Source organism: Bacillus sp. ISL-57 (assembly GCF_018613135.1).
GTDB classification, from domain to species: Bacteria; Bacillota; Bacilli; order Bacillales; family DSM-1321; genus Peribacillus; species Peribacillus frigoritolerans.
This window is the reverse complement of sequence record NZ_JAGGQV010000002.1, coordinates 247,761-272,923: the sequence shown is the minus strand read 5'-3', so window position 1 is coordinate 272,923 and position 25,163 is coordinate 247,761. Positions and strand designations below refer to the sequence as shown.

24 protein-coding genes are annotated in these 25,163 nt (G+C 43.2%); all 24 read left to right on the top strand.

The features are described 5' to 3' along the window. Positions 1-16 precede the first annotated feature (16 nt). The 24 genes from ftsZ (at position 17) to pyrE (ending at position 25,156) form a co-directional block, all read left to right on the top strand. A complete protein-coding gene (gene ftsZ / locus J7I90_RS04525; protein ID WP_214768622.1) occupies positions 17-1,174 on the top strand; it encodes a cell division protein FtsZ in 1,158 nt (385 codons plus the stop codon). A 370-nt stretch (positions 1,175-1,544) separates the two neighbouring features. Continuing rightward, positions 1,545-2,471 (top strand): sigma-E processing peptidase SpoIIGA, encoded by a 927-nt coding sequence (gene spoIIGA, locus J7I90_RS04520; protein ID WP_214768620.1) that lies wholly within the window; start codon positions 1,545-1,547, stop codon positions 2,469-2,471. A 58-nt stretch (positions 2,472-2,529) separates the two neighbouring features. Then, on the top strand, positions 2,530-3,249 hold the full coding sequence (sigE, locus tag J7I90_RS04515; protein ID WP_034313874.1) for an RNA polymerase sporulation sigma factor SigE: 720 nt from the start codon (positions 2,530-2,532) through the stop codon (positions 3,247-3,249). Positions 3,250-3,399: 150 nt separating this feature from the next. After that, the gene (gene sigG / locus J7I90_RS04510) at positions 3,400-4,179 is read left to right on the top strand and encodes an RNA polymerase sporulation sigma factor SigG (protein ID WP_034313871.1); all 780 of its coding nucleotides are present in this window, start codon (positions 3,400-3,402) and stop codon (positions 4,177-4,179) included. Between the two features lie 228 nt (positions 4,180-4,407). Further along, a complete protein-coding gene (locus J7I90_RS04505; RefSeq protein ID WP_034313870.1) occupies positions 4,408-4,677 on the top strand; it encodes a YlmC/YmxH family sporulation protein in 270 nt (89 codons plus the stop codon). 55 nt (positions 4,678-4,732) lie between these two features. Then, a complete protein-coding gene (gene pgeF / locus J7I90_RS04500; protein WP_214768618.1) occupies positions 4,733-5,560 on the top strand; it encodes a peptidoglycan editing factor PgeF in 828 nt (275 codons plus the stop codon). Positions 5,561-5,562: 2 nt separating this feature from the next. Then, entirely contained in the window at positions 5,563-6,234 is a 672-nt protein-coding gene (locus tag J7I90_RS04495) for a YggS family pyridoxal phosphate-dependent enzyme (protein WP_214768616.1), read from the top strand. A 21-nt stretch (positions 6,235-6,255) separates the two neighbouring features. Continuing rightward, positions 6,256-6,720, top strand: coding sequence for a cell division protein SepF (locus tag J7I90_RS04490; RefSeq protein WP_034313864.1), 465 nt, complete (start codon positions 6,256-6,258; stop codon positions 6,718-6,720). A gap of 6 nt (positions 6,721-6,726) precedes the next feature. Beyond that, a complete protein-coding gene (locus J7I90_RS04485; RefSeq protein ID WP_034313862.1) occupies positions 6,727-6,993 on the top strand; it encodes a YggT family protein in 267 nt (88 codons plus the stop codon). Positions 6,994-7,127: 134 nt separating this feature from the next. After that, complete coding sequence (locus tag J7I90_RS04480) at positions 7,128-7,901, top strand: YlmH family RNA-binding protein (RefSeq protein ID WP_214768614.1); 774 nt, start codon at positions 7,128-7,130, stop codon at positions 7,899-7,901. Between the two features lie 85 nt (positions 7,902-7,986). Further along, a complete protein-coding gene (locus J7I90_RS04475; protein ID WP_034313857.1) occupies positions 7,987-8,502 on the top strand; it encodes a DivIVA domain-containing protein in 516 nt (171 codons plus the stop codon). 394 nt (positions 8,503-8,896) lie between these two features. After that, complete coding sequence (gene ileS / locus J7I90_RS04470; RefSeq protein ID WP_034313854.1) at positions 8,897-11,665, top strand: isoleucine--tRNA ligase; 2,769 nt, start codon at positions 8,897-8,899, stop codon at positions 11,663-11,665. A 204-nt stretch (positions 11,666-11,869) separates the two neighbouring features. Then, a complete protein-coding gene (lspA, locus tag J7I90_RS04465) occupies positions 11,870-12,340 on the top strand; it encodes a signal peptidase II (RefSeq protein WP_034313851.1) in 471 nt (156 codons plus the stop codon). Beyond that, positions 12,333-13,250, top strand: coding sequence for an RluA family pseudouridine synthase (locus J7I90_RS04460; protein ID WP_034313849.1), 918 nt, complete (start codon positions 12,333-12,335; stop codon positions 13,248-13,250). The genes lspA and J7I90_RS04460 overlap by 8 nt, the downstream gene beginning before the upstream one ends. 157 nt (positions 13,251-13,407) lie before the next feature. Then, complete coding sequence (pyrR, locus tag J7I90_RS04455) at positions 13,408-13,989, top strand: bifunctional pyr operon transcriptional regulator/uracil phosphoribosyltransferase PyrR (protein WP_214768612.1); 582 nt, start codon at positions 13,408-13,410, stop codon at positions 13,987-13,989. Positions 13,990-14,165: 176 nt separating this feature from the next. Beyond that, positions 14,166-15,455: a solute carrier family 23 protein gene (locus J7I90_RS04450; RefSeq protein ID WP_214768610.1), complete on the top strand. Its 1,290-nt coding sequence runs from the start codon at positions 14,166-14,168 to the stop codon at positions 15,453-15,455. 197 nt (positions 15,456-15,652) lie between these two features. After that, positions 15,653-16,588, top strand: a complete 936-nt coding sequence (locus J7I90_RS04445; RefSeq protein WP_214768608.1) for an aspartate carbamoyltransferase catalytic subunit — start codon at positions 15,653-15,655, stop codon at positions 16,586-16,588. Next, positions 16,551-17,837: a dihydroorotase gene (locus J7I90_RS04440; RefSeq protein WP_214768606.1), complete on the top strand. Its 1,287-nt coding sequence runs from the start codon at positions 16,551-16,553 to the stop codon at positions 17,835-17,837. Before J7I90_RS04445 ends, J7I90_RS04440 begins: the two co-directional genes overlap by 38 nt. Further along, positions 17,834-18,940 (top strand): carbamoyl phosphate synthase small subunit, encoded by a 1,107-nt coding sequence (locus tag J7I90_RS04435; protein ID WP_214768605.1) that lies wholly within the window; start codon positions 17,834-17,836, stop codon positions 18,938-18,940. Before J7I90_RS04440 ends, J7I90_RS04435 begins: the two co-directional genes overlap by 4 nt. Beyond that, on the top strand, positions 18,919-22,125 hold the full coding sequence (gene carB / locus J7I90_RS04430) for a carbamoyl-phosphate synthase large subunit (protein ID WP_214768602.1): 3,207 nt from the start codon (positions 18,919-18,921) through the stop codon (positions 22,123-22,125). The genes J7I90_RS04435 and carB overlap by 22 nt, the downstream gene beginning before the upstream one ends. Next, on the top strand, positions 22,122-22,901 hold the full coding sequence (locus J7I90_RS04425; RefSeq protein WP_054396938.1) for a dihydroorotate dehydrogenase electron transfer subunit: 780 nt from the start codon (positions 22,122-22,124) through the stop codon (positions 22,899-22,901). The genes carB and J7I90_RS04425 overlap by 4 nt, the downstream gene beginning before the upstream one ends. After that, complete coding sequence (locus tag J7I90_RS04420; RefSeq protein WP_214768596.1) at positions 22,898-23,839, top strand: dihydroorotate dehydrogenase; 942 nt, start codon at positions 22,898-22,900, stop codon at positions 23,837-23,839. The genes J7I90_RS04425 and J7I90_RS04420 overlap by 4 nt, the downstream gene beginning before the upstream one ends. Next, a complete protein-coding gene (gene pyrF / locus J7I90_RS04415; protein ID WP_214768589.1) occupies positions 23,811-24,527 on the top strand; it encodes an orotidine-5'-phosphate decarboxylase in 717 nt (238 codons plus the stop codon). Before J7I90_RS04420 ends, pyrF begins: the two co-directional genes overlap by 29 nt. Beyond that, positions 24,521-25,156, top strand: a complete 636-nt coding sequence (gene pyrE / locus J7I90_RS04410) for an orotate phosphoribosyltransferase (protein ID WP_054396935.1) — start codon at positions 24,521-24,523, stop codon at positions 25,154-25,156. The genes pyrF and pyrE overlap by 7 nt, the downstream gene beginning before the upstream one ends. Positions 25,157-25,163: the final 7 nt, after the last annotated feature.

Sequence of the window (25,163 nt, the reverse complement as noted above, 5' to 3'; positions counted from 1 at the left end):
AAATAGGAGGATTGTCATGTTGGAGTTTGATTCTAATCTAGAACAATTAGCAACGATAAAAGTAATAGGTGTTGGCGGCGGCGGAAACAATGCGGTAAACAGAATGATCGAGCATGGTGTACAGGGTGTTGAGTTTATTTCTGTCAATACTGACGCACAGGCTCTTAATCTATCAAAAGCAGAAATCAAAATGCAAATCGGTGGGAAGCTTACACGCGGTTTGGGTGCAGGTGCCAATCCAGAGGTAGGAAAAAAAGCAGCTGAAGAAAGCAAAGAGCAGATTGAAGAAGCGCTTAAAGGTGCCGATATGGTATTCGTAACGGCTGGAATGGGCGGCGGTACGGGAACGGGGGCAGCTCCTGTCATAGCGGGCATTGCTAAAGATCTAGGGGCCCTTACAGTGGGTGTAGTTACACGTCCATTTACTTTCGAAGGCCGAAAACGTGCAACACAGGCACAGGGCGGCATTTCATCCATGAAGGAATCGGTTGACACACTGATCGTCATTCCGAACGACCGCCTCCTTGAAATCGTCGATAAAAGCACGCCAATGCTTGAAGCATTCCGTGAAGCGGATAATGTACTTCGCCAAGGTGTACAAGGGATTTCAGATTTAATTGCTGTTCCAGGTCTTATTAACTTGGACTTTGCCGATGTGAAGACGATCATGTCCAACAAAGGTTCAGCTCTTATGGGAATCGGGATTTCCTCCGGGGAAAACCGTGCGGCGGAAGCGGCGAAAAAAGCCATTTCCAGTCCGTTGCTTGAAACATCGATTGATGGCGCCCAAGGCGTACTGATGAATATTACCGGTGGTACGAACCTAAGTCTTTTTGAAGTCCAGGAAGCGGCCGATATCGTGGCTACAGCATCCGATCAAGACGTCAACATGATTTTTGGTTCTGTTATCAATGAAAACCTTAAAGATGAAATCGTCGTTACGGTAATTGCTACAGGCTTTAACGAGGTTGAAGCTTCAATTCGGCCTACTGGACGTCCAACACTCGGACAGCAGCAGCAATCAAGACCTCAGACACAACAAACGCCACAGTCAAACGTGAAGCGTGAAGTGAAGAGGGAAGAAGTCAATGAACAGCCTTCACGTAATGCCAATCAAGGTGATGAGGCTTTGGATATTCCAACCTTCCTCCGTAACCGTAATAGACGCCGTTAATACCGACGTTATATGCCGTTCCCATTTGGGGGCGGTTTTTTGTCGTTAATAAAATGCATTCATAGACGGAATTGTGCTGGATGTTGCCTTGGCAGAAGGGAGCTTCCATCTTGTTCACTTCCATTCATTAATGTAAAAAGATGAGAGAGAAATTATTAAACTTTTATAACATAAATCGACAGAAGTAAAAGGGAGCAGGATAGTCTCTAAGACAGTATTGAAAATATCAATAGCTGATTTTCTACAAAAAGGGTAAAAATGACTGAAAAACTCTTAAGTTTTCGGTACAAAAAGTGACACACTTTCTTAGGGCAGGTACGCTATACTTTTTGCTAGTGGAAGGTTAGTTCATATAAGGAGGGGAGGGTGTTTGACTTTATATTTAGATGTGATCTGGTTATTGAATTGGTTATTTGACTGCCTCCTTTTATATTGGACCGCAATCATTCTCAAACGAAGGGTAGCTCTTTGGCGGGTGTGCATCGGCGGACTGATTGGTTCCTTCATTATCGTATTGGCATTCACTCCTTTTTATGCAATTGCCGACGGGGTATACATGAAGATTTTAGTATCCATGGTCATGGTGCTGGCAACCTTTGGGTTTAATAGGTTAAAACTTTTCGTTAAATCGGTGGCCACTTTATATTTTGTGACATTTTTATCGGGAGGAATCCTTCTGGGACTTCACTACCTATTTGAATTCCAAATCGTGTCCAAGGACCCTGGTCAATATGCCGGAATCAATCGTTTTGGCGACCCTGTCAGCTGGATATTCGTAATGATCGGGTTCCCGCTCGCCTGGCAATTTTCCAAGCGAACACTAGAAGGGATGGAAATGACTAAGCTTACACATGAACAAATGGTTTCGGTCTCGGTTAAAATTTCTGACTTTGAAGGAACGTTTCATGGATTGGTGGATAGCGGCAATCAACTATATGACCCGATTACACGCTCCCCAGTAATGATCATTTCACTTTCAGGCGCGGAAACAGGAATTCCGAATGATATGCTAGAGCTCTTTAAAAACCCCGATACCCTGATTAGTCAGGAAGTGCAGCCCGAATATTCATGGACAGGAAGAATGCGTGTCATCCCTTATAAAGTCGTAGGTCATGAACATCAGCTGTTAACCGCAATCAAACCGGATTATATTAAAATCGTTCAAGGAGAAAAAGAATTTCATGTCAAGCAGGGTCTCATTTCGTTTACCTTTCAACAACTCTCTCCCGACAATAGCTATCAATCTATCGTTCACCCGAAGATGTTAACCGGCATACCGGTGCAAACTGCCTCCTGAACCATCGATTCACTCTTAAATTTGACCCATAATCCGTTTATTAGAAGGGAGAATTATTTTGAAGAAATTCATTCTTCGGCTTACTTACTTTTGGTACAAACTATTGTTCAAGCTCGGATTGAAAACGGACGAAATATTTTATATAGGAGGGAGTGAGGCTCTGCCGCCGCCCCTTTCAAAGGAAGAAGAGGCAATACTGATCAATAAATTACCAAATGGCGATGAAGCTGCACGCTCGATCTTGATTGAACGAAATTTAAGGCTGGTTGTTTATATTGCCAGGAAATTCGAAAATACAGGCATCAACATTGAAGATTTAATCAGCATAGGTACCATAGGTTTGATTAAAGCTGTGAATACATTCAATCCTGAGAAGAAAATAAAACTGGCTACATATGCATCGAGATGCATCGAGAATGAAATATTGATGTATTTACGCAGAAATAACAAAATCCGCTCTGAAGTTTCTTTTGATGAACCTCTGAATATTGATTGGGATGGAAATGAACTTCTGTTATCCGATGTACTTGGAACGGATGATGACATTATCACGAAAGACCTAGAGGCAAACGTTGACCGTAAGTTGCTGACAAAAGCACTTACACAGTTATCGGAACGTGAAAAACAGATAATGGAACTCCGTTTTGGACTTGCAGGAGGAGAAGAAAAAACCCAAAAGGACGTTGCCGACATGCTGGGGATTTCCCAATCTTACATTTCGCGATTGGAAAAACGGATTATTAAGAGGCTTCGTAAAGAATTTAATAAAATGGTGTAAAAAAATAAAGTGCTTAAATGTCAATCAAATCAATACTTCGGTAGCGATATTGAAAAATAATCGGGATTTTCTGTTCTAGCCATGTGCATATTTTTTCCTCCCGCGGAAATACTGTTTTTTGTACAGCGCTCCTGTGAGGAGGGAATAATTTTGTCTCGTAATAAGGTTGAAATCTGCGGTGTGGATACATCAAAATTACCGGTTTTAAAGAATGAAGAAATGAGAAAACTCTTTAAAGAACTGCAAGATGGCGATATTTCAGCAAGAGAAAAACTGGTAAACGGGAATCTTCGACTCGTTCTAAGCGTCATTCAACGCTTCAACAATCGGGGAGAGTATGTAGATGATCTATTTCAGGTAGGCTGTATAGGGTTGATGAAGTCGATAGATAACTTTGACCTAGGTCAAAATGTTAAGTTTTCAACGTATGCTGTACCGATGATTATTGGAGAAATCAGAAGATATCTTCGTGACAATAATCCGATTCGGGTATCCCGTTCTTTAAGAGACATCGCTTACAAAGCTTTGCAGGTAAAAGAAAAGCTCATTAGCCAGACCCTTCGTGAGCCGACAGCTGAAGAAATCGCCAAGGTGTTGGAAGTACCTCATGAAGAAATTGTTTTTGCACTAGATGCTATACAAGATCCAGTTTCACTTTTTGAACCGATTTATAATGATGGCGGGGATCCGATTTATGTACTCGACCAACTGAGTGATGAAAAAAATAAAGATAGTACCTGGATTGATGAAATAGCTATAAATGAAGGCATGAGACGGTTGAATGACCGGGAAAAAATGATCCTTCGCAAACGGTTTTTCCAAGGGAAGACGCAAATGGAGGTAGCCGAGGAAATCGGCATTTCACAAGCACAGGTCTCCCGCTTGGAAAAAGCGGCAATCAAGCAAATGAATAAAAATATCCAACAGTAGAAGCTGAGCATGAGAAAAAGTTAGCTGAAGCGGGCAGGGCAAAAATGTCGATACCCGCTTCATAGCTACTTATCCATTGCGGCTTTTTTATTTTGTTGAAAATCCCTTCCGGAAGAGATCGTGAATCGGGGACGTTTATTTATCGTAATCTTCATCCTTGAGCGCATCTTGTCATATACATAGGAATAGGACCTTCATCTATGATGAATTTTTGAGGAGCTGAGTGATGTGACCAGGATTTCGGAATTTCAAATAAAGGATATCGTCAATATAGCGGATGGGAAGAAGTTGGGTAATATGTCAGACCTTGAAATAAATACGGCCACGGGGAAAATAGAGGCCATCGTCGTTTCAAATGGCACCCGATTGATGGGTTTTTTTGGAAGAGAACAAGACATTGTGATTCCATGGCGCAAAATAAAAAAAATCGGTGCGGATGTCATACTTGTTGAACATCAGACGGTATTTCAAGGAGAACTGAAAGATGAACGTTTTTAAAGGTGCATGGCGCAAATATATGATACACTAGACTAAAAATAAAGAGGTTTATAGCATGAAAGAGCCATTTGTTTTAATAAAAGACCAATATATGCTCATTGACAGCTGGAGACAAAAAAATCTCCAGCTCGTAGCGGGCTTCACCACAAAAAATGGGGGAGTCAGTACAGGTGATTTCCAAACATTGAATACCGGTTTTCATGTCGGGGATAAACTTGGTGATGTCCAGGGAAACCGCAGGATTATAGCCGATAAGCTGATATATCCGCTTAATGAATGGATAGGGGCCGAGCAGACACATGAAACGAATATCCATCAGGTTACCAGCCGCGATTGCGGGAGAGGTGCTGCGGATTATGATTCAGCCTTTAAAGCGACTGATGGATTTTATACGAAGGATCCAAACGTTCTATTGACCCTTTGCTTTGCAGACTGCGTGCCCTTATACTTTCTTGCTCCGGCACATGGTATGATTGGGGTGGCACATGCTGGCTGGAAGGGCACGGTTAATGGGATTGCACGAAAGATGGTTGAGGCATGGCTGAATGAGGGTATAAAAGCAAGTGAGATATTTGCTGTTATTGGACCTTCGATTTGTTCGAAATGCTATGTAGTTGATGATTATGTCATGGATTTAGTGCAGAATTTGCTGGTAGATATTGACGAAAAGCCCTATAATTTAATCAGTGAAGGACAATATCAGTTAGACCTTAAGCAACTTAATGCATTGATTCTTCAAAAATCAGGAATTCCAAATAGTCAGATCGACGTTACATCATACTGTACAAGCTGTGATCATGAATTGTTTTTTTCACATCGCCGTGATAACGGGAAGACAGGCAGATTGATGAGTTTTATCGGTTGGAAGGAGGATTTAGAGTAACAGTGAAAGTAGTGGACAATTTAAAAAACATCGAAGAAAAAATAAATATTGCATGTGAAAATAGTGGAAGGGACCGAGAAGCGATAAAGTTAATCGCAGTGACGAAATATGTTTCGGTCGAGAGAGCGAATGAAGCATTGGAAGCGGGAATACTTGATTTGGGCGAAAACCGTGACGAAGGGCTATTGGCTAAATATGAAGTGCTGAAGGACAAGCCAAACTGGCATTATATTGGTTCCATGCAAACACGGAAAGTTAAGAATGTCATCGACAAAATTTCATATATCCATTCTTTGGATCGCATTTCTTTGGCAGAAGAAATTCAAAAACGCGCAAATGAGCCGATAAACTGTTTAGTGCAGGTGAATGTATCTGGTGAGGAATCAAAACATGGTCTGAATCCAGAGGCGACTATTGATTTCATAAAAGGGTTATCTGCTTTTGATAAGGTGAATGTTGCAGGATTGATGACGATGGCTCCATTGACCGATGATGAACGGATTTTGCGGGAATGCTTCCGGAAACTGAAGGGCATCCAGGTTGAAGTACAAGCTTTGGAGTTGGAGCATGCCCCCTGTACTGAATTGTCCATGGGGATGTCCAATGATTTCATGATTGCCATTGAGGAAGGCGCCACAATGATCCGGATTGGTACAGCACTTGTAGGCGAATAATTTTAAGGAGGTACGCTATAGATGTCGTTCGTATCAAAATTTAAATCTTATTTCGCGCTGGATGATGAGTATGAGTACAGGGATGAAGTGGTGGAAGAAGAGGAGGCTGAACCAAAAGTCGTGAAGTCAGCTAAACAGCAGCAGTCCGCTTCTGCAGGGAATAATACCAATCAGAATATCGTAAGTTTGCAAAGCGTACAGAAATCTTCTAAAGTAGTATTATTGGAGCCGCGTGCTTATGCAGAAGCCCAGGAGGTAGCTGATCATTTGAAAAACAGGCGCGCAGTAGTCGTGAACCTTCAACGAATCCAGCATGACCAAGGAAAGCGAATCATCGATTTTCTAAGTGGGACTGTCTATGCAATCAGCGGGGATATCCAAAAAATCGGAACAGATATATTCTTATGTACTCCGGACAACGTCGATGTTTCCGGTAATATTACCGGCTTCGCCGCCGAAGAGGAGTACGAAGAAGCGAGGTGGTAATGGTTAATGGGTCTAGTGCTTCAGGGTTTATATTATTTAATTGAAATTTATTCAATGGCATTAATCGTTTACATATTGATGTCATGGTTCCCCAATGCAAGGGAGACATCAATCGGTCAATTTTTGGAAAAAATTTGCGAACCGTATTTAGAACCGTTCAGAAAGTTCATTCCGCCACTTGGCATGATTGATCTTTCACCTCTTGTGGCCTTGCTGGTTCTTAATTTTGCCAGCGGTTATGGAATCTATTACTTACAGACATTAATTGGATGATCAACAATTAACCTGACATGCATATTACTACACAGTCGGAACATTTTCCGCTGTGTAGTTGCAACGCAGAATGAGTTCAATCAATTCCATATGAACGACCATTAATTTGATAATTAAGGAGCATTTATTCAATCATGAGTATTTATCAGCATTTCAGGCCGGAGGAAAAAGATTTTATCGATCAGGCCATGAATTGGATTGATCAGGTTAAACATTCCTACGCTCCGAAACTATCTGATTTTCTTGATCCGCGTCAGCAGGAAATCCTTACTTCCCTAATAGGGAATGATCCGGAAGCGAAACTGCAATTCAATGGCGGGAGCGATTTCGTAGAGCGAAAACGTGTGCTCATTTACCCTGATTATTACTCTCCTGAACCATCTGATTTCAATATCTCCTTATACGATATCTCCTATCCAAAAAAATTTGTAACGCTTGAACATAGGCAAATACTTGGAACCTTGATGTCACTTGGGGTAAAACGTGAAAAATTTGGTGATATAATAGTGACGGAAGATCATATTCAATTTATAGCTGCCGAAGAGATGGATTCATATCTCACTGGAAATCTTGAGAAAATAGGTAATGCTTCCGTTTCCATCAAACGGCTTCCAATCGAGAATATCGTTCAAGTTAAGGAAAAATGGGAAGAGCAAGTAACCACCGTCAGTTCTCTTAGGCTTGACAGTGTGCTATCGGCCGTCCTGAATTTGTCCCGTCAAAAAACCCAGTCCTTGATAACGTCAGGAAAAGTAAAGGTGAATTTCAAGCAAACGGAAAACGTCTCGGAAGAATGCCGTGAGGGTGACACACTTTCCATAAGAGGTTTTGGCAGATGTAAAATAACTTCAATCGATGGGAAAACCAAGAAGGATAAGTGGAGAATCTCGTTAGGCAGACAAAAATAATTCAAGAAAAAGCAGGAATCATAAATTTATTGTCGAATATAGAGTTTTAACATACTAGAGTAGAAACCGTTCTGGAGGTGCCGTAATGCCCTTAACCCCGATAGATATACATAACAAGGAATTTAACAAAGTATTTCGAGGGTATGATGAAGATGAAGTAAATGAATTTCTCGACCAGGTCATTAAAGATTATGAACTGATTTTGAGGGAGAAGAAGGAACTTGAAGATAAACTGAACGAGACTTTCGATCGTTTGGGACATTTTACGACAATTGAGGGTACACTTAACAAGTCGATTATTGTCGCTCAGGAAGCAGCCGAAGAATTAAGGCGCAATGCCCAAAAAGAAGCGAAACTGATCATAAAGGAAGCAGAGAAAAATGCTGACAGGATCGTAAATGAGTCACTTGTGAAAGCAAGGAAAATAGCAATGGATATTGAAGATTTGAAAAAGCAATCCAAAGTATTCCGGACACGTTTCAAAATGCTTGTCGGTGCACAGCTCGATTTACTGGACAATGACGATTGGGATCATCTTCTGGATTATGAAGTGGATGCGACTGAAATAGAATTAAATGAGAGAGTGGAAGAGGAAATTTAAACGATTCCTTGACTTTGAACACTTTTTTCGCATATAATTTTTTAACAATACAATTCATTATGAAATTAGACGATGACAGGGAAAGTAAATTCTTCACACACTTATTTTTAGCGAACCGGGGATGGTGAAAGCCCGGAATAAGCGAAGATATTGAAGATCACCCTTGAGTTCTGAGTTGAACCTGCTTTTGCAGTAAGTAAATGAAGCGTTTCATTCACGTTACGAATGCTCGAGAGGTTGGATTCACTTCGTGAATCTTACTAGCCAGGGTGGTACCGCGGGAAGCAAAGCTTTCTCGTCCCTTTTTTAGGGATGAGAGGGCTTTTTATTTTGGCCGGATATCAAGTCATCGGTTCGAATGAATTTTTTTAAAAGACGGATGGAGGATATTATGATGGAATACAAAGATACCTTATTGATGCCTAAAACTGAATTTCCAATGCGGGGGAATTTGCCGAAGCGTGAACCGGAAATCCAGGAAAAATGGAAAGAAATGAACATCTATAAAAAAGTGCAAGAACAAACGGAAGGACGCCCTTTATTCATTTTGCATGATGGACCTCCATATGCCAATGGCGATATCCACATGGGCCATGCAATGAATAAGGTTTTAAAGGATTTCATTGTCCGATTTAAATCGATGAGCGGTTTTCAAGCACCGTATGTACCTGGCTGGGATACCCATGGGCTTCCAATCGAAACGGCATTGACGAAAAAAGGCGTGAAACGGAAAGAAATGAGCGTTGCCGAATTCAGAAAGCTTTGTGAAGAGTATGCTTATGGCCAGATTGACAATCAACGTGAGCAGTTTAAGAGAATAGGGGTCCGTGGTGATTGGGAAAATCCTTATATCACATTGAAGCCTGAATATGAAGCACAGCAAATCAAGGTATTCGGTGAAATGGCGAAAAAAGGCTACATTTATAAAGGGAAAAAACCTGTTTACTGGTCCCCTTCAAGTGAATCAGCGCTAGCCGAAGCTGAAATTGAATATCAAGACAAACGCTCTGCGTCGATCTATGTTGCTTTTGAAGTCACAGATGGCAAAGGTGTAATCGATGAAGGCGTCAAGATCATCATCTGGACGACAACTCCATGGACGATTCCGGCTAATCTTGGTATCTCATTGCATCCGCAATTAAATTATGTAGTGGTGGCTGTCGAAAATGAAAAATTCTTAATTGCTGAGGCACTGCTTGAATCAGTTACGGAAACATTAGGCTGGGAAAACCCGTCCATCCAAAAAACAGTAAAAGGGAGCGAGTTGGACCGGGCTGTTGCCAAACATCCTCTTTATGACCGTGAATCTTTAGTGATGTTAGGTGAGCACGTAACGACTGAAGCTGGAACGGGCTGTGTTCATACTGCGCCAGGCCATGGTGAAGATGACTTTATCATTGGGCAAAAATATGGCTTGGATGTACTTTGTCCTGTAGATGAAAAAGGGGTCATGACGGAAGAAGCAGGGGAATTTGCCGGATTATTTTATGATCAAGCGAATAAACCGATTACCGAAAAATTAACTGAAGCAGGCGCGTTATTGAACTTGACGTTCATCACGCACTCTTATCCACATGACTGGCGGACGAAGAAGCCAACGATTTTCCGTGCAACAGCACAATGGTTCGCGTCAATCAAGGACTTCCGCAATGAACTTCTGGAAGCGATTGAAGAAACGAAATGGGTACCGGCTTGGGGCGAAACGCGCCTATTCAATATGGTCCGTGACCGTGGGGATTGGTGTATTTCCCGCCAACGCGCTTGGGGCGTGCCAATTCCAGTGTTTTATGCAGAAAATGGCGAGCCGATCATAACGGATGAAACCATCGACCATATTTCAAACCTATTCCGCGAACACGGTTCAAACATCTGGTTTGAGCGTGAAGCGAAAGATCTTCTGCCTGAGGGCTATACACATGAAGGCAGCCCGAATGGTATCTTCACGAAAGAAACGGATATCATGGACGTGTGGTTCGATTCCGGTTCTTCTCATCAAGCGGTACTTGAAGAAAGAGACGACTTGCAACGCCCTGCGGACCTTTATTTAGAAGGGTCCGATCAATATCGCGGCTGGTTTAACTCATCACTTTCAACAAGCGTTGCCGTTACAGGCAAAGCACCATATAAAGGTGTACTTAGTCACGGGTTCGCATTGGATGGCGAAGGCCGTAAAATGAGTAAGTCGATTGGGAACGTTGTACTGCCATCCAAGGTCATGAATCAACTTGGAGCAGATATCTTACGCCTTTGGGTAGCTTCGGTGGATTACCAATCGGATGTCAGGGTTTCCGATCCTATTTTAAAACAAGTTTCGGAAGTTTACCGTAAGATCCGTAATACATTCCGCTTCCTGTTAGGGAACTTGGATGGATTCAATCCTAAGACCGATAAAGTGGCTGTTCAAGAATTGCCTGAAGTCGATCGATACATGCTGGTTAAATTAAATAAACTGATCAAACAGTCGAAGCTAAGTTATGAAAACTATGAGTTTGCTACCATTTATAATATGGTCAATAATTTCTGTACACAGGATTTAAGTTCGTTCTACCTTGATTATGCAAAAGACATTCTTTATTGTGAAGCACCAAATGGGAAAGAACGTATGGCCATTCAAACGGTACTTTACGAATCATTGGTCAGCTTAACCAAATTGGTATCACCGATTCTATCTCATACAGCTGATGAAGTATGGGCGTTTATTCCGGGTGTAACGGAAGAAAGTGTACAGTTGACATTGATGCCTGAAGAAATTTCCATTGATGATGCTGAAGTCATTGAAGCAAAATGGACGGCGTTCATGGATGTCCGTGATAATGTCCTGAAAGCATTGGAAGAAGCCCGTAACCAGAAGGTCATCGGAAAATCACTGAATGCTAAAGTGATGGTATATGTTAATGAAGAAACGAAAAATCTGCTTGATGGCATCAAGGAAAGCTTTGAACAGCTATTCATCGTATCCGAATTTGAAATCGCTGGAGATGTGGCAAGTGCCCCAACCGAAGCGGTTAAACTTGAGGATATAGCGATCCTTGTTACAAAAGCAGAAGGTGAAACGTGTGAGCGTTGCTGGAATGTTTCGAAGGAAGTAGGTCAAGTGGAGGATCATCCAACACTTTGCCCGCGTTGTGCTACAGTCGTGAAAGAACATTACGTGAATCAATAATTCCTGCAAAAACGCCGGTCCCTATATGAAGGGCCGGCTTTTTTGTGTGAATGAAAGCTAAAACCCAATCGGTAATTGCCTTTATTCAATCTTCCCGATATTCTTAAAGAACAGTTAGCGGACTTATGTTTTTCGGATTAGTCATTATTTCTAGTTTATGCTACAATTCAAAAGTGAAGATTTGATTAGTTTGGGGGAAAAAATGTGTTTTATTATTTGATTGCCCTTTTGGTCATAGCTCTCGATCAGCTGACAAAATGGATGATTGTGAAAAAAATGGAGTACGGAGAAAGCATTGAAATTATTGAAAACCTTCTATATATCACCTCGCATCGTAATCGTGGGGCAGCATGGGGAATTCTACAAGGTCAAATGTGGTTTTTCTACATCATCACCATCGCTGTCATTATTGGACTTGTCTATTATATTCAGAAAATGGCGAAGGAAAGCATTTTGCTTGGAGTTGCACTTGGTCTTATGCTAGGCGGTGCGATTGGTAATTTCATCGATCGTGTTGCCCGTCAGGAAGTAGTGGATTTCGTTCATACCTATATTTTCAGCTACAGTTTCCCGGTATTTAATGTTGCTGATGCTGCGCTTTCAATTGGTGTCGGACTGCTCGTGATTCATATGTTTTTAGAAGAAAAAAACGCTAAGGAGAAAGATAATGGATAAAAGGTTATACAGCATCGATGAAACACTAAAAGGAGTTAGGATTGATAAGGCCCTTTCCACTTTGAATGAGGAATGGTCTCGCACTCAGGTCCAGCAATGGATCAAGGAAGATCATGTTTTGGTAAATGGCGCGGTTATTAAGACGAATTACAAAGCTGTTCCTGGCGATACCATCGAAGTGACGATTCCAGAACTTGAGGAATTGGATGCGGTAGCAGAGGAAATGGATTTGGATATCTATTATGAAGATGCAGATGTACTCGTGGTTAATAAACCGAGCGGTATGGTCGTCCATCCGGCACCGGGACATGTATCTGGCACGCTTGTAAATGGATTGATGGCTCACTGCAAGGATCTTTCTGGAATAAATGGTGTCATGCGTCCTGGAATTGTCCATCGGATCGACAAAGATACATCAGGTCTATTGATGGTTGCCAAAAATGATATGGCACATGAGAAATTGGTACAGCAGCTTGTTGACAAAACGGTTACCCGTAAGTATCAAGCTGTAGTACATGGTGTGATCCCTCATGATTTCGGAACGATCGATGCACCGATCGGCCGCGATAAAAAAGATCGCCAAAGCATGACTGTCACAGATTCGAATGCCAAAAATGCCGTCACGCATTTCCGTGTCATCGAACGCTTCAAAGATTTCACTTTGGTGGAATGCCAGCTTGAAACGGGAAGGACACATCAAATCCGTGTTCATATGAAATACATTGGCTTCCCACTGGCGGGAGATCCGAAATATGGTCCGAAAAAGACCCTGAAATTGGATGGACAAGCGTTGCACGCCGGTCTTCTAGGTTTCATTCATCCACGTACTAATGAGTATATGGAATTCGAAGCTCCGATTCCGGAGGAGTTTGAAAATCTAATTAATCAATTACGTAGAAGTAAGGATTGACACATTCACTTTTTTGATATATTATAATAACAACTTAATAAGAACCTTTAACACAGTTCAGAGAGACTGAGAAGGAAACGGATACGAAAAGTGGGATAGTTATGCCCACGGCGATAAAATCCTCATGCCTTCTTGGCATGAGGATTTTTTTGTTGAAATGGACTTATCAGAAAAAAGAATCGGGGTGGCCGACGTGTTGAATGAGAAAGCCATAGTACTTGATGAGCAGGCCATTAGCAGAGCCTTGACGAGGATTGCCCATGAAATCATTGAGAAAAATAAGGGGATTGAGGATTGCGTCTTAATCGGGATACGTACACGCGGGATTTTCCTCGCTGACCGACTTGCGAAGCGCATCAATCAAATAGAAGGCAAGGAAATAGAGCTGGGTGAACTGGATATTACGCTTTATCGCGACGACCTTTCGAAAAAGAGCAATGATGGGGAACCCATCGTAAAAGGCTCTGACATTCCGGTCAATATCACTGACAAGAAAGTGATTTTAGTGGATGATGTTCTTTTCACAGGCAGAACCGTTAGAGCGGCAATGGATGCTTTGGTGGATTTGGGAAGACCTTCGCAGATCCAGCTTGCCGTATTAGTGGATAGGGGACATAGGGAATTGCCGATTCGCGCGGATTTCGTCGGTAAAAACGTTCCGACTTCACAATCTGAAAAAATTACTGTTACTTTAACAGAAGTAGATCAAGCAGATCAAGTTACTATATTAGAAAACTAAACACCATGAAAATTTCATATTACCCTTTTAAAGACAGTCCAGAGAGGCTGGCAAAGGGGAGTCAATCGGAAGAGCTGTGCCTATGTATAGGCATTTACCTTCTGAGAAACCCTCTTTGTATACAGCAAAGAGGGTTTTTACAGTTTTGATGGAATTTTCATGAGGGGGATACGGAAATGGAAGAAACGAAAAGGGACATCGTACTGGATGTCGAGGACGTGCCAAAGGCTGGACAGTGGATTACTTTAAGCATCCAGCATTTGTTCGCCATGTTCGGTGCAACGGTGCTCGTGCCATTCCTGGTAGGTTTAAGCCCGGCGGTAGCACTGGTTTCAAGCGGGTTGGGAACACTTTCATACTTACTGATAACGAAAGGTCAGATACCAGCTTATCTCGGTTCATCTTTCGCTTTCATTACGCCAATCATCGCGGCTAAGGCTTTGGGAGGACCGGAAGCGGCCATGATCGGCTGTTTTGCAGCAGGGTTCATATATGGGGTTGTAGCTTTGATCATCCAGAAAGTCGGTTTGCGCTGGTTAATGAATATACTTCCTCCGGTTGTGGTGGGTCCGGTGATTATCGTAATCGGATTAAGCCTTGCCGGAACGGCAGTGGACATGGCAATGTATGATCCGCAAGATAAATACAGCGTCACTTATATAATTATAGCGCTGATCACTTTAGCGGTAACCATCATCTGCAACGTGTTCTTTAAGGGATTCATTAACCTGATCCCCATTTTAATGGGAATCATAGTGGGCTACGGCTGTTCGGCTGTAGCGGGAATAATAGATTATGAACCGATCAAGGCAGCGAAATGGTGGGAAATGCCTGAATTCATGTTTCCATATGTAACCTACACACCGACCTTCTCATGGGAAGTCATTGCCATCATGGTACCGGTTGCCATCGTAACTTTATCAGAACATATCGGACATCAGATGGTACTGAGCAAAGTAGTCGGCAGAAACTTTTTGGAAAAGCCAGGTTTGCATCGCTCGATTTTAGGAGATGGCGCAGGAATCATGATTGGGTCCTTCATCGGTGGGCCGCCGCTTACTTCGTATGGTGAAAATATTGGGGTCCTGACCATGACGAAGGCGTACAGTGTCTATATCATCGGAGGGGCAGCGTTGACTGCAATCATCTTTGGCTTTAACGGTAAGATTTCAGCAGTCATCAGCTCGATACCTACAGCTGTGATGGGCGGCATTTCCATCTTGCTCTTCGGTATCATCGCCTCAAGTGGATTGAGGATGCTGATTGATAATAAGGTCGACTTTGACAAAAAAAGAAACCTGATGATAGCTTCAGTCATCCTGGTGTTAGGAATCGGAGGAGCGTTCGTGCAACTATCGGAAACGGTATCGCTTTCCGGAATGGCACTTTCAGCCATCGTCGGAATCCTTCTTAACTTGATTCTTCCTGACCGGGAAAAAATATCCGGAGATATATTTGGAAAATAAGATATTGCATCAAAACAATAGATCACCTTTTAAAAGAAGTCCAGAGAGGCTTAAAAGGGTGTTGCTGTAAAGATGAATGAGAACGGGGAAAAGTGTAAACCATTCCGTGTCCTCACAATCTTTATGACCTACACCCTGTCCTTAATGGCGGGGTGTTTTTTATGCCCCGCATCACAAATGTGAGAGGAGCAGGATCGATGAAAAAATTATTGACCATGAATGAATTGACAATAAGTGAAATTGAAAGGATTTTACATGAGGCAGAGTGTTTTGCCAACGGAACCAGCTGGATTCCAAAGCAGCTGACCACAGTTGCCAATCTCTTCTTTGAACCAAGTACACGTACAAAATCAAGCTTTGAAATGGCTGAAAGAAAATTGGGACTTGAGGTCATTCCTTTTGATGCGGGTACATCATCCGTGTTAAAAGGCGAAACCTTATATGACACAGTTAAAACGTTAGAAGCGATAGGTGTAAATGCCTTGATCATCCGTCATGAACAGGATAATTATTTTGACGAATTGAATGAGAAGATCGGGATTCCAATAATCAATGCAGGGGATGGCTGCGGAAATCACCCAACCCAATCATTACTGGACTTATTGACGATTAAACATGAGTTTAAGAGTTTCAAAGGTCTGAAGATTGCGATAATCGGTGATGTAAGGCATAGTCGGGTTGCGAAATCGAATGCAGAAGCACTGACTCGTTTAGGAGCGAATGTCGTATTTTCGGGTCCGCCTGAATGGTTTGACAGAACAAACAGTTTAGGAAGGTATGAAGACATCGATCATGCAGTAGCTACATCGGATGTGGTCATGCTGCTCAGAATACAGCATGAAAGGCATATTGATAAATACGATCAGGTAAATGGAGATTATCTGGAAAAATTCGGCCTGACCAAACAACGTGAGGAAAATATGAAACCGGATGCGATCATCATGCATCCTGCACCAATAAACCGCGGTGTTGAAATAGACAGTGATTTAGTCGAATGCAGCCGCTCGAGAATTTTCAAACAAATGGAAAATGGCGTATTCATTAGAATGGCCGTATTAAAAAATGTGCTCGAACAAACCGAAGGGGGAAACATCCATGAAAACAGTAATCAAAAATGGAGTATTGCTAGATAATCAAAACTCATTCAAAAAAGCGGACATTGAGATAGAAGGCAAGGTCATCACAAAGATCGGCGAGAACTTGGCGACGGAAAATTGTAACGTAGTTGACGCTGGAGGGTTACTGATTACACCTGGGCTTGTTGACCTGCATGTCCATTTACGTGAACCGGGCGGTGAACATAAGGAAACAATCGCAAGCGGGACGCTTGCAGCGGCAAGAGGCGGTTTCACTACGGTAGCGGCGATGCCTAATACAAGGCCAGTTCCTGATACAGTGGAGAACCTAGAAGCGCTTAACAGGAAAATTGAAGAAACGGCTCATGTCAGGGTACTCCCATATGCATCCATCACGATTAGGGAAGCTGGCAAGGAGCTGACCGACTTTGCTTCACTAAAACAAACGGGTGCTTTCGCCTTTACGGACGATGGCGTAGGAATTCAAGAAGCCGGTATGATGCTGGAAGCGATGAAACGGGCAGCAGCTCAAGATATGGCCATTGTTGCTCATTGTGAAGACAATAGCTTAATCAATAAAGGCTCCGTCCATGAAGGAAGATTCTCAAAAGAACAGGGAATCAATGGGATTCCGTCGGTATGTGAAGCTGTACATATCGCCCGGGATATCCTCCTTGCCGAAGCGGCGGACTGCCATTATCACGTTTGCCATATTTCCACGAAGGAATCGGTAAGGACGGTAAGGGATGCCAAACGCGCCGGTATCCGCGTCACCGCCGAAGTTACACCGCATCACTTATTATTGTGTGAAGATGATATACCGGGACTTGATACGAATTATAAAATGAACCCGCCATTAAGGGGCCGTGAAGATCGGGATGCGTTGATAGAAGGATTGCTTGACGGAACCATCGATTTTATAGCAACAGACCATGCCCCGCATGCGGCAGAGGAAAAGGCGCAGGGAATGCAGCTGGCTCCTTTCGGAATAGTAGGATTGGAAACGGCCTTCCCGCTGCTTTACACCGAATTGGTTAAAAAAGGCGTCATGACATTAAAGCAATTGATCGATTTCATGACAATCAAACCATCCGAAAGCTTCTCCCTTCCTTATGGAGAACTAAAAGAAGGTGCTACTGCGGATATCGTACTCATCGATTTGGAAACGGAAAAAGAAATCAATGCTGAAGAGTTTGCTTCAAAAGGGAAAAATACACCTTTTAATGAAAAGAAATGTTATGGCTGGCCAGTCATGACGATTGCAGAAGGAAAAATAGCTTGGGAAAAAGGACGTGTTCAAGGATGAAAAGACAGCTAATTTTAGAAGACGGGACAGTATTCCTTGGGGAAGCATTCGGCGGGGACGTCGAAAAAATCGGTGAAGTCGTTTTTAACACAGGAATGACGGGGTACCAGGAGATTCTATCCGACCCATCGTATTGCGGTCAAATCGTTACACTTACGTATCCATTAATCGGGAACTACGGGATAAACCGCGATGACTTTGAATCCATCAATCCAGCCATAGCAGGATTCGTCGTTAAGGAAACAGCAGAACTTCCTTCCAACTGGCGAAACCAATTATCACTAGATGAATATCTGAAAATGAAGAACATACCTGGAATAAGCGGAATCGACACGAGAAAGCTGACAAGAATCATCAGGAAATCAGGTGCACTTAAAGGGGCGCTTTGCAATATCAATAAAGATGCAAATGAAGTGGTTTCCCAATTGAGAGCAACGGTGATTCCTTCTAATCAGGTAAAACAGGTTTCAACAAAATCACCTTATTCCAGCCCGGGCAGAGGCCCGCGGGTCGTTCTTGTAGACTACGGCATGAAGCATGGAATTTTACGTGAGTTGACGAAGCGGGGTTGTGATGTCGTGGTTGTGCCTTATAACGTCACGGCCGAAGAAGTGATGCAATATCATCCGGATGGCGTGATGCTTTCAAACGGTCCTGGAGATCCGAAAAGTGTTCATGAGACGCTTGAAATGATCCGTACAATCCAAACGCAAGTACCGTTATTCGGAATCTGTTTAGGACATCAATTATTCGCACTTGCAAATGGGGCGGATACGGCAAAATTAAAATTCGGCCATCGAGGTTCGAATCATCCGGTTAGGGACCTTCGTACCGGAAAGGTATCCATCACATCTCAAAATCATGGATATACAGTTGAAGAGCTTTCCATTGAAAGTACAGATCTTATTGTGACACATACAGCTTTGAATGACGATACGATTGAAGGTCTGCGCCATAAAAAGTACCCGGCTTTCACCGTACAATATCACCCGGAAGCATCACCAGGTCCTGAAGATGCCAACTACTTATTCAATGAATTCTTACAAATGATTGAAGCTGCAACCAACAAGGGGGAAAAAACATGCCAAAACGCACTGATATAAAAAGCATCCTAGTAATTGGGTCCGGTCCGATCGTTATCGGACAGGCCGCCGAGTTCGATTATGCAGGTACCCAAGCGTGTATAGCCTTAAAAGAAGAAGGCTATCGAGTGATCCTGATTAACTCTAACCCTGCGACAATCATGACAGACACTGAAATGGCTGACGCGGTTTATATCGAACCGATCACATTGGAATTTGTCAGCAAAATCATTCGTAAAGAGCGCCCGGATGCACTGTTACCTACCTTGGGCGGACAGACTGGCTTGAACATGGCCGTTGAGCTTGCCGAATCAGGAATCCTTGAAGAATGCAATGTCCAGATCCTAGGGACCAAACTTTCGGCTATCCAACAGGCGGAAGACCGTGACCTTTTCCGTACGCTAATGAACGATCTTGGGGAGCCAGTACCTGACAGCGACATTATTCATAACCTGCAAGAAGCTTATACATTCGTTGAACGAGTCGGCTATCCGGTCATTGTTCGTCCAGCCTTCACGCTTGGCGGAACAGGCGGCGGGATTTGTGATAACGAAGAGCAGCTTATCGAAATCGTTGAGGGTGGCCTGAAAAGCAGCCCGGTTCACCAATGTCTGCTTGAGAAGAGCATTGCCGGTTTCAAAGAAGTGGAATATGAAGTGATGCGTGATTCCAACGATAATGCAATAGTCGTATGTAATATGGAAAACTTCGATCCTGTCGGTGTCCATACAGGCGATTCAATAGTTGCGGCACCAAGCCAAACATTAAGTGACAGAGAGTATCAAATGCTTCGTAATACGTCTTTGAAGATTATCCGAGCCTTGAAAATTGAAGGTGGATGTAATGTTCAGCTTGCGCTAGATCCAAACAGCTATCAATATTATGTCATTGAAGTGAACCCAAGGGTCAGCCGTTCTTCGGCACTTGCTTCAAAAGCGACTGGGTATCCAATTGCAAAGCTAGCAGCAAAAATAGCCGTTGGTTTGACGCTCGATGAAATGATGAACCCTGTCACTGGTAAAACCTATGCCAGCTTTGAACCGGCACTGGACTATGTCGTTACGAAAATTCCGCGCTGGCCTTTCGATAAGTTCGAAAGTGCCAACCGTAGGCTCGGTACCCAAATGAAAGCGACCGGAGAAGTCATGGCAATCGGCCGTACATTCGAGGAATCAATCTTAAAAGCTGTCCGTTCCCTTGAAGCTGGTATATTCCATCTTAATTTGAATGACGAGTTTGAGGATGGAAAGATAGAGAAACGGATCAGAAAAGCCGGAGATGAACGGTTATTCTATATCGGTGAAGCATTAAGAAGGGGAAAAACGATCGAAACCATCCACGAATGGAGCCAGATCGATTTATTCTTCTTGCATAAGTTAAAAAAGATAATCGACTTTGAAAAGCAGCTTAAAGAACATTCTTTTGATTATGAAGTATTGCAAAAGGCTAAAGAACTAGGGTTTTCTGACAAAACGATCGCAGAAATATGGGAAGTTCCCGAAATTGATGTTTATGAATACCGGAAGCAGCAAGGAATCATCCCTGTTTACAAAATGGTTGATACATGTGCTGCCGAATTCGAATCGGAAACACCGTATTTTTATGGGACATACGAAGATGAGAATGAATCCATCGTCACTGACAAGAAAAGTGTCATTGTTCTGGGGTCAGGCCCAATTCGGATCGGGCAAGGAGTAGAGTTTGATTATGCGACCGTACACTCGGTATGGGCCATTAAGGAAGCGGGATATGAAGCGATCATCATCAACAACAATCCTGAAACAGTTTCGACGGATTTCAGTATCTCCGACAAGCTTTATTTCGAACCATTGACTATTGAAGATGTCATGCATGTCATCGATTTAGAAAAACCGGAAGGGGTCATCGTCCAGTTTGGCGGACAGACAGCAATCAACCTTGCAGATGGTCTTGTTGAAAGAGGAGTGAAAATCCTAGGTACTTCACTTGAAGACCTGGATAGGGCGGAAAATCGCAATAAATTCGAAAAAGCACTTCAGGATTTAGGCATTCCTCAGCCAAAGGGCAAAACTGCAACATCGGTTGATGAAGCGATCGTCATCGCTGAAGATATCGGGTACCCGGTTTTAGTAAGACCATCGTATGTCCTCGGGGGAAGAGCGATGGAAATCGTCTATAAACAAGAAGAATTGCTGCATTACATGAAAAATGCCGTGAAAATAAATCCGGATCATCCTGTCCTGATAGACCGCTACTTAACGGGTAAGGAAATCGAAGTGGATGGTATTTCCGATGGCGAAACGGTAGTTATCCCTGGGATCATGGAGCATATTGAGCGCGCCGGCGTCCATTCAGGCGACTCCATTGCAGTCTATCCACCACAAAACTTAACGGAAAAACAAAAAGAAGTAATCATTGATTATACGACCCGGTTGGCAAAAGGCTTGAATATAATCGGTCTCTTGAACATTCAATATGTCATCAGCAATGAAGAAGTGTATGTGATTGAAGTAAATCCACGTTCCAGCCGAACCGTTCCATTCTTAAGTAAAATTACGAATGTGCCGATGGCTAACTTAGCCACGAAGGTCATCTTGGGCCACACACTTGAAAGCCAAGGTTACAAATCGGGGTTAGTCCCAGAACAAACTGGGGTCTATGTGAAAGTGCCGGTCTTCTCATTTGCCAAATTAAGAGGTGTGGACATCTCGCTCGGACCTGAAATGAAATCGACTGGTGAAGTAATGGGGAAAGATAGCACCCTTGAAAAAGCTTTATATAAAGGGCTTGTCGCTTCCGGTTTCAAGATCAAGGGGCATGGTTCGGTGTTATTGACGATATCGGATAAAGATAAGCAAGAAGCGCTGCTTTTGGCAAGGCGTTTCCATAATATCGGCTTCAAGCTGATAGCCACCAGCGGAACTGCTGCCCTATTGGAGCAATCAGGAATCCCGACTGCGATTGTCGGAAAGATTGGAGAAGAAGGTACAAACCTGCTGGATGTCATCCGGAACGGAGAAGCGCAATTTGTCATAAATACTTTGACAAAAGGTAAGCAGCCGGCACGGGATGGTTTCAGAATCCGACGTGAATCGGTTGAAAATGGAGTGACATGCCTAACATCACTTGATACGGCAGAAGCCATTTTAAGAGTGATAGAATCCATGACCTTCTCGGCAGAAGCAATGGGAAAAACGGAAAAAAGTCGTGAGGTGAGCTATATATGATCAAGAAGGAAAGAATGAAGGTGTTAAATCATAAGGAACTGGCCCCATCCATCTTTGAACTTACCCTGCAAGGTGAATTGGTTTCAGAGATGAATCAACCAGGCCAGTTTGTCCAAGTCAAAACAACAGAAGGCACTGAGCCATTGTTAAGACGCCCGATTTCGATTTCTTCTTACAACAGCAGTGAAAAACAGTTCACGATGATATACCGGGCTGAAGGTAAAGGAACGACACTATTATCGCAGCGTAAAGAGGCGGAGGCAGTCGATATCCTTGGACCCCTTGGGAACGGATTTCCCGTTCATGAGGCTAAACAGGGTGAAACGGCATTATTGGTTGGCGGCGGGATTGGTGTCCCGCCCCTGTATCAATTATCACAAATGTTGGTTGCGAAAGGTGTTACGGTAATCCATGTATTGGGCTTCCAGACCAAGTCAGCCATCTTTTACGAAAAAGAATTCAGTGAATTAGGTGATACCTATATTGCCACGGTGGATGGTTCATACGGGACAAAAGGATTTGTTACGACTGTAATAGATAATCTGGAGCAAGAGTTTGCAACGATCTTTTCATGCGGGCCTACACCAATGTTAAGAGCCTTGGAATCGGGCTATCGTGAGAAAAAGCTTTTCCTGTCCCTTGAGGAAAGGATGGGATGCGGCATCGGTGCATGCTTTGCTTGCGTGTGTCATACAGGGGATGATCCAACTGGTTTCAGTTATAAAAAGGTTTGCAGCGATGGACCCGTATTTCGGGCAGGAGAGGTGGTATTATGAGCAGGCTTTCAGTTGTATTACCAGGATTACACTTGAAAAACCCGGTCATGCCAGCATCTGGATGCTTTGGATTCGGCCGTGAATACAGTCAATTTTTCGACTTGGATATTCTTGGGGCGATCATGATCAAAGCGACCACTCCTGAGCCGAGGTTCGGCAACCCGACTCCGCGTGTTGCGGAAACCTCTTCGGGAATGCTGAACGCCATCGGTCTGCAGAATCCAGGCTTGGAAAAGGTCATCAGTGAAGAGCTGGCCTGGCTAGGTAGGTATGATGTTCCCATCATTGCCAATGTTGCTGGTTCGCAAATAGAAGACTATGTAAAAGTTGCCAGTGAAATAAGCAAGGCAGGGAATGTGAAAGCACTTGAATTGAATATCTCCTGTCCGAATGTAAAAGAAGGAGGCATAGCCTTCGGTACGGTACCGGAAGTTGCCAAAGAGGTAACCAAGGCGGTAAAGGAAGTATCTTCTGTCCCTGTATATGTGAAGCTTTCACCTAATGTCAGTAATATTGTGGATATGGCCAAAGCAGTTGAAGATGGCGGGGCCGACGGGTTGACAATGATAAATACATTAGTCGGCATGCGATTGGATTTAAAAACAGGCAAACCGATCCTTTCTAACAGAACGGGTGGATTATCCGGTCCTGCAATAAAACCTGTAGCGCTCCGGATGATTTATGAGGTTAGCCAGCAAGTTTCTATTCCAATAATCGGAATGGGCGGCATCGCTACGGCGGAAGACGTCATTGAATTTTTCTATGCAGGTGCCAGTGCTGTTGCAGTGGGAACCGCGAACTTCGTGGATCCTTTTGTATGCCCGACCATCATCGAAGAATTACCGAAATTATTGGATGAGCTGGGATTTGACCATATTTCAGAATGTACCGGAAGGAGCTGGAAGCAAAATGAAACAGTCACTAATAATCGCTCTTGATTTCCCTGACCTCCTTCAAACGGAGACATTCCTAAAACAGTTCCATTCGGAAAAATTGGCTGTAAAAGTGGGGATGGAATTATTTTATCAGAATGGTCCATCAATCGTTTCTTTCGTAAAGGAGCAAGGCCACGATGTGTTTTTGGACTTGAAGCTTCATGATATTCCAAATACCGTTAAAATGGCCATGACCGGATTGGCAGCTTTAGGCGCTGACATGGTCAATGTACATGCGGCAGGTGGACAAAAGATGATGGAAGCAGCCATGGAAGGTCTGGATAAGGGTACGTCCGCTGGTAAAAAACGTCCATTATGCATTGGGGTTACCCAACTGACGAGCACGTCACAAGAACAAATGAATGCTGAGCAAAACATTGCAGGGTCTCTGGAAGATTCGGTCCTCCATTATGCAAAACTTACTAGACAGGCAGGATTGGATGGCGTCGTCTGTTCTACCCATGAAGTAAAGAACATACATGAACGCATCGGTCATGAATTCTTAACCGTCACACCTGGGATCCGAAGTGCAGGTGGACAGACGCATGATCAAAAGAGAATTGCCACGCCTGAACAAGCTAGGGATTTTGGAGCGGATGCCATCGTTGTAGGGAGAGCCATAACGGGGGCGGCAGATCCATTAAGGGCGTATTTGGATATGAGAGCAGCTTGGGAGGGAATATCATGTTAAATAATAAGATAGCTGAACATCTATTGGAAATAAAAGCAGTGTACCTACAGCCGAATGACCCCTTTACTTGGGCATCTGGAATTAAATCACCCATTTATTGTGATAATCGCTTGACCCTTTCATACCCAGAGGTTCGCAATGAAATAGCGGAAGGATTGAAAGGTTTGATTGAACAGCATTTCCCTGATGCTGAACTGATTGCAGGCACAGCAACTGCCGGCATTCCGCATGCAGCTTGGGTGAGTGAAAAATTAAATGCACCGATGTGCTATGTTCGATCCAAAGCTAAGGAGCACGGTAAGGGCAATCAGATCGAAGGCCGTGCAGTTCCAGGACAAAAGGTGGTCGTTGTAGAAGACTTGATTTCAACCGGTGGAAGTGTGATTACTGCTGTTAACGCGCTGAAAGAGGCTGGATGTGATGTTCTAGGAGTCGTTTCGATCTTTACTTACGAATTGGAAAAGGGAAAAGAAAAATTCGAAGCTGAAGGCATTATTAACCATTCGTTGAGTGACTACTCTACTTTGATAAAAGTCGCTAATGATAAAGGGTACATCACGGCAGAAGAATTGGAAAAGCTAAAAAAATGGCGGGAGAATCCGGCTGATACAGCTTGGATTTCGGCATGAAAATAGA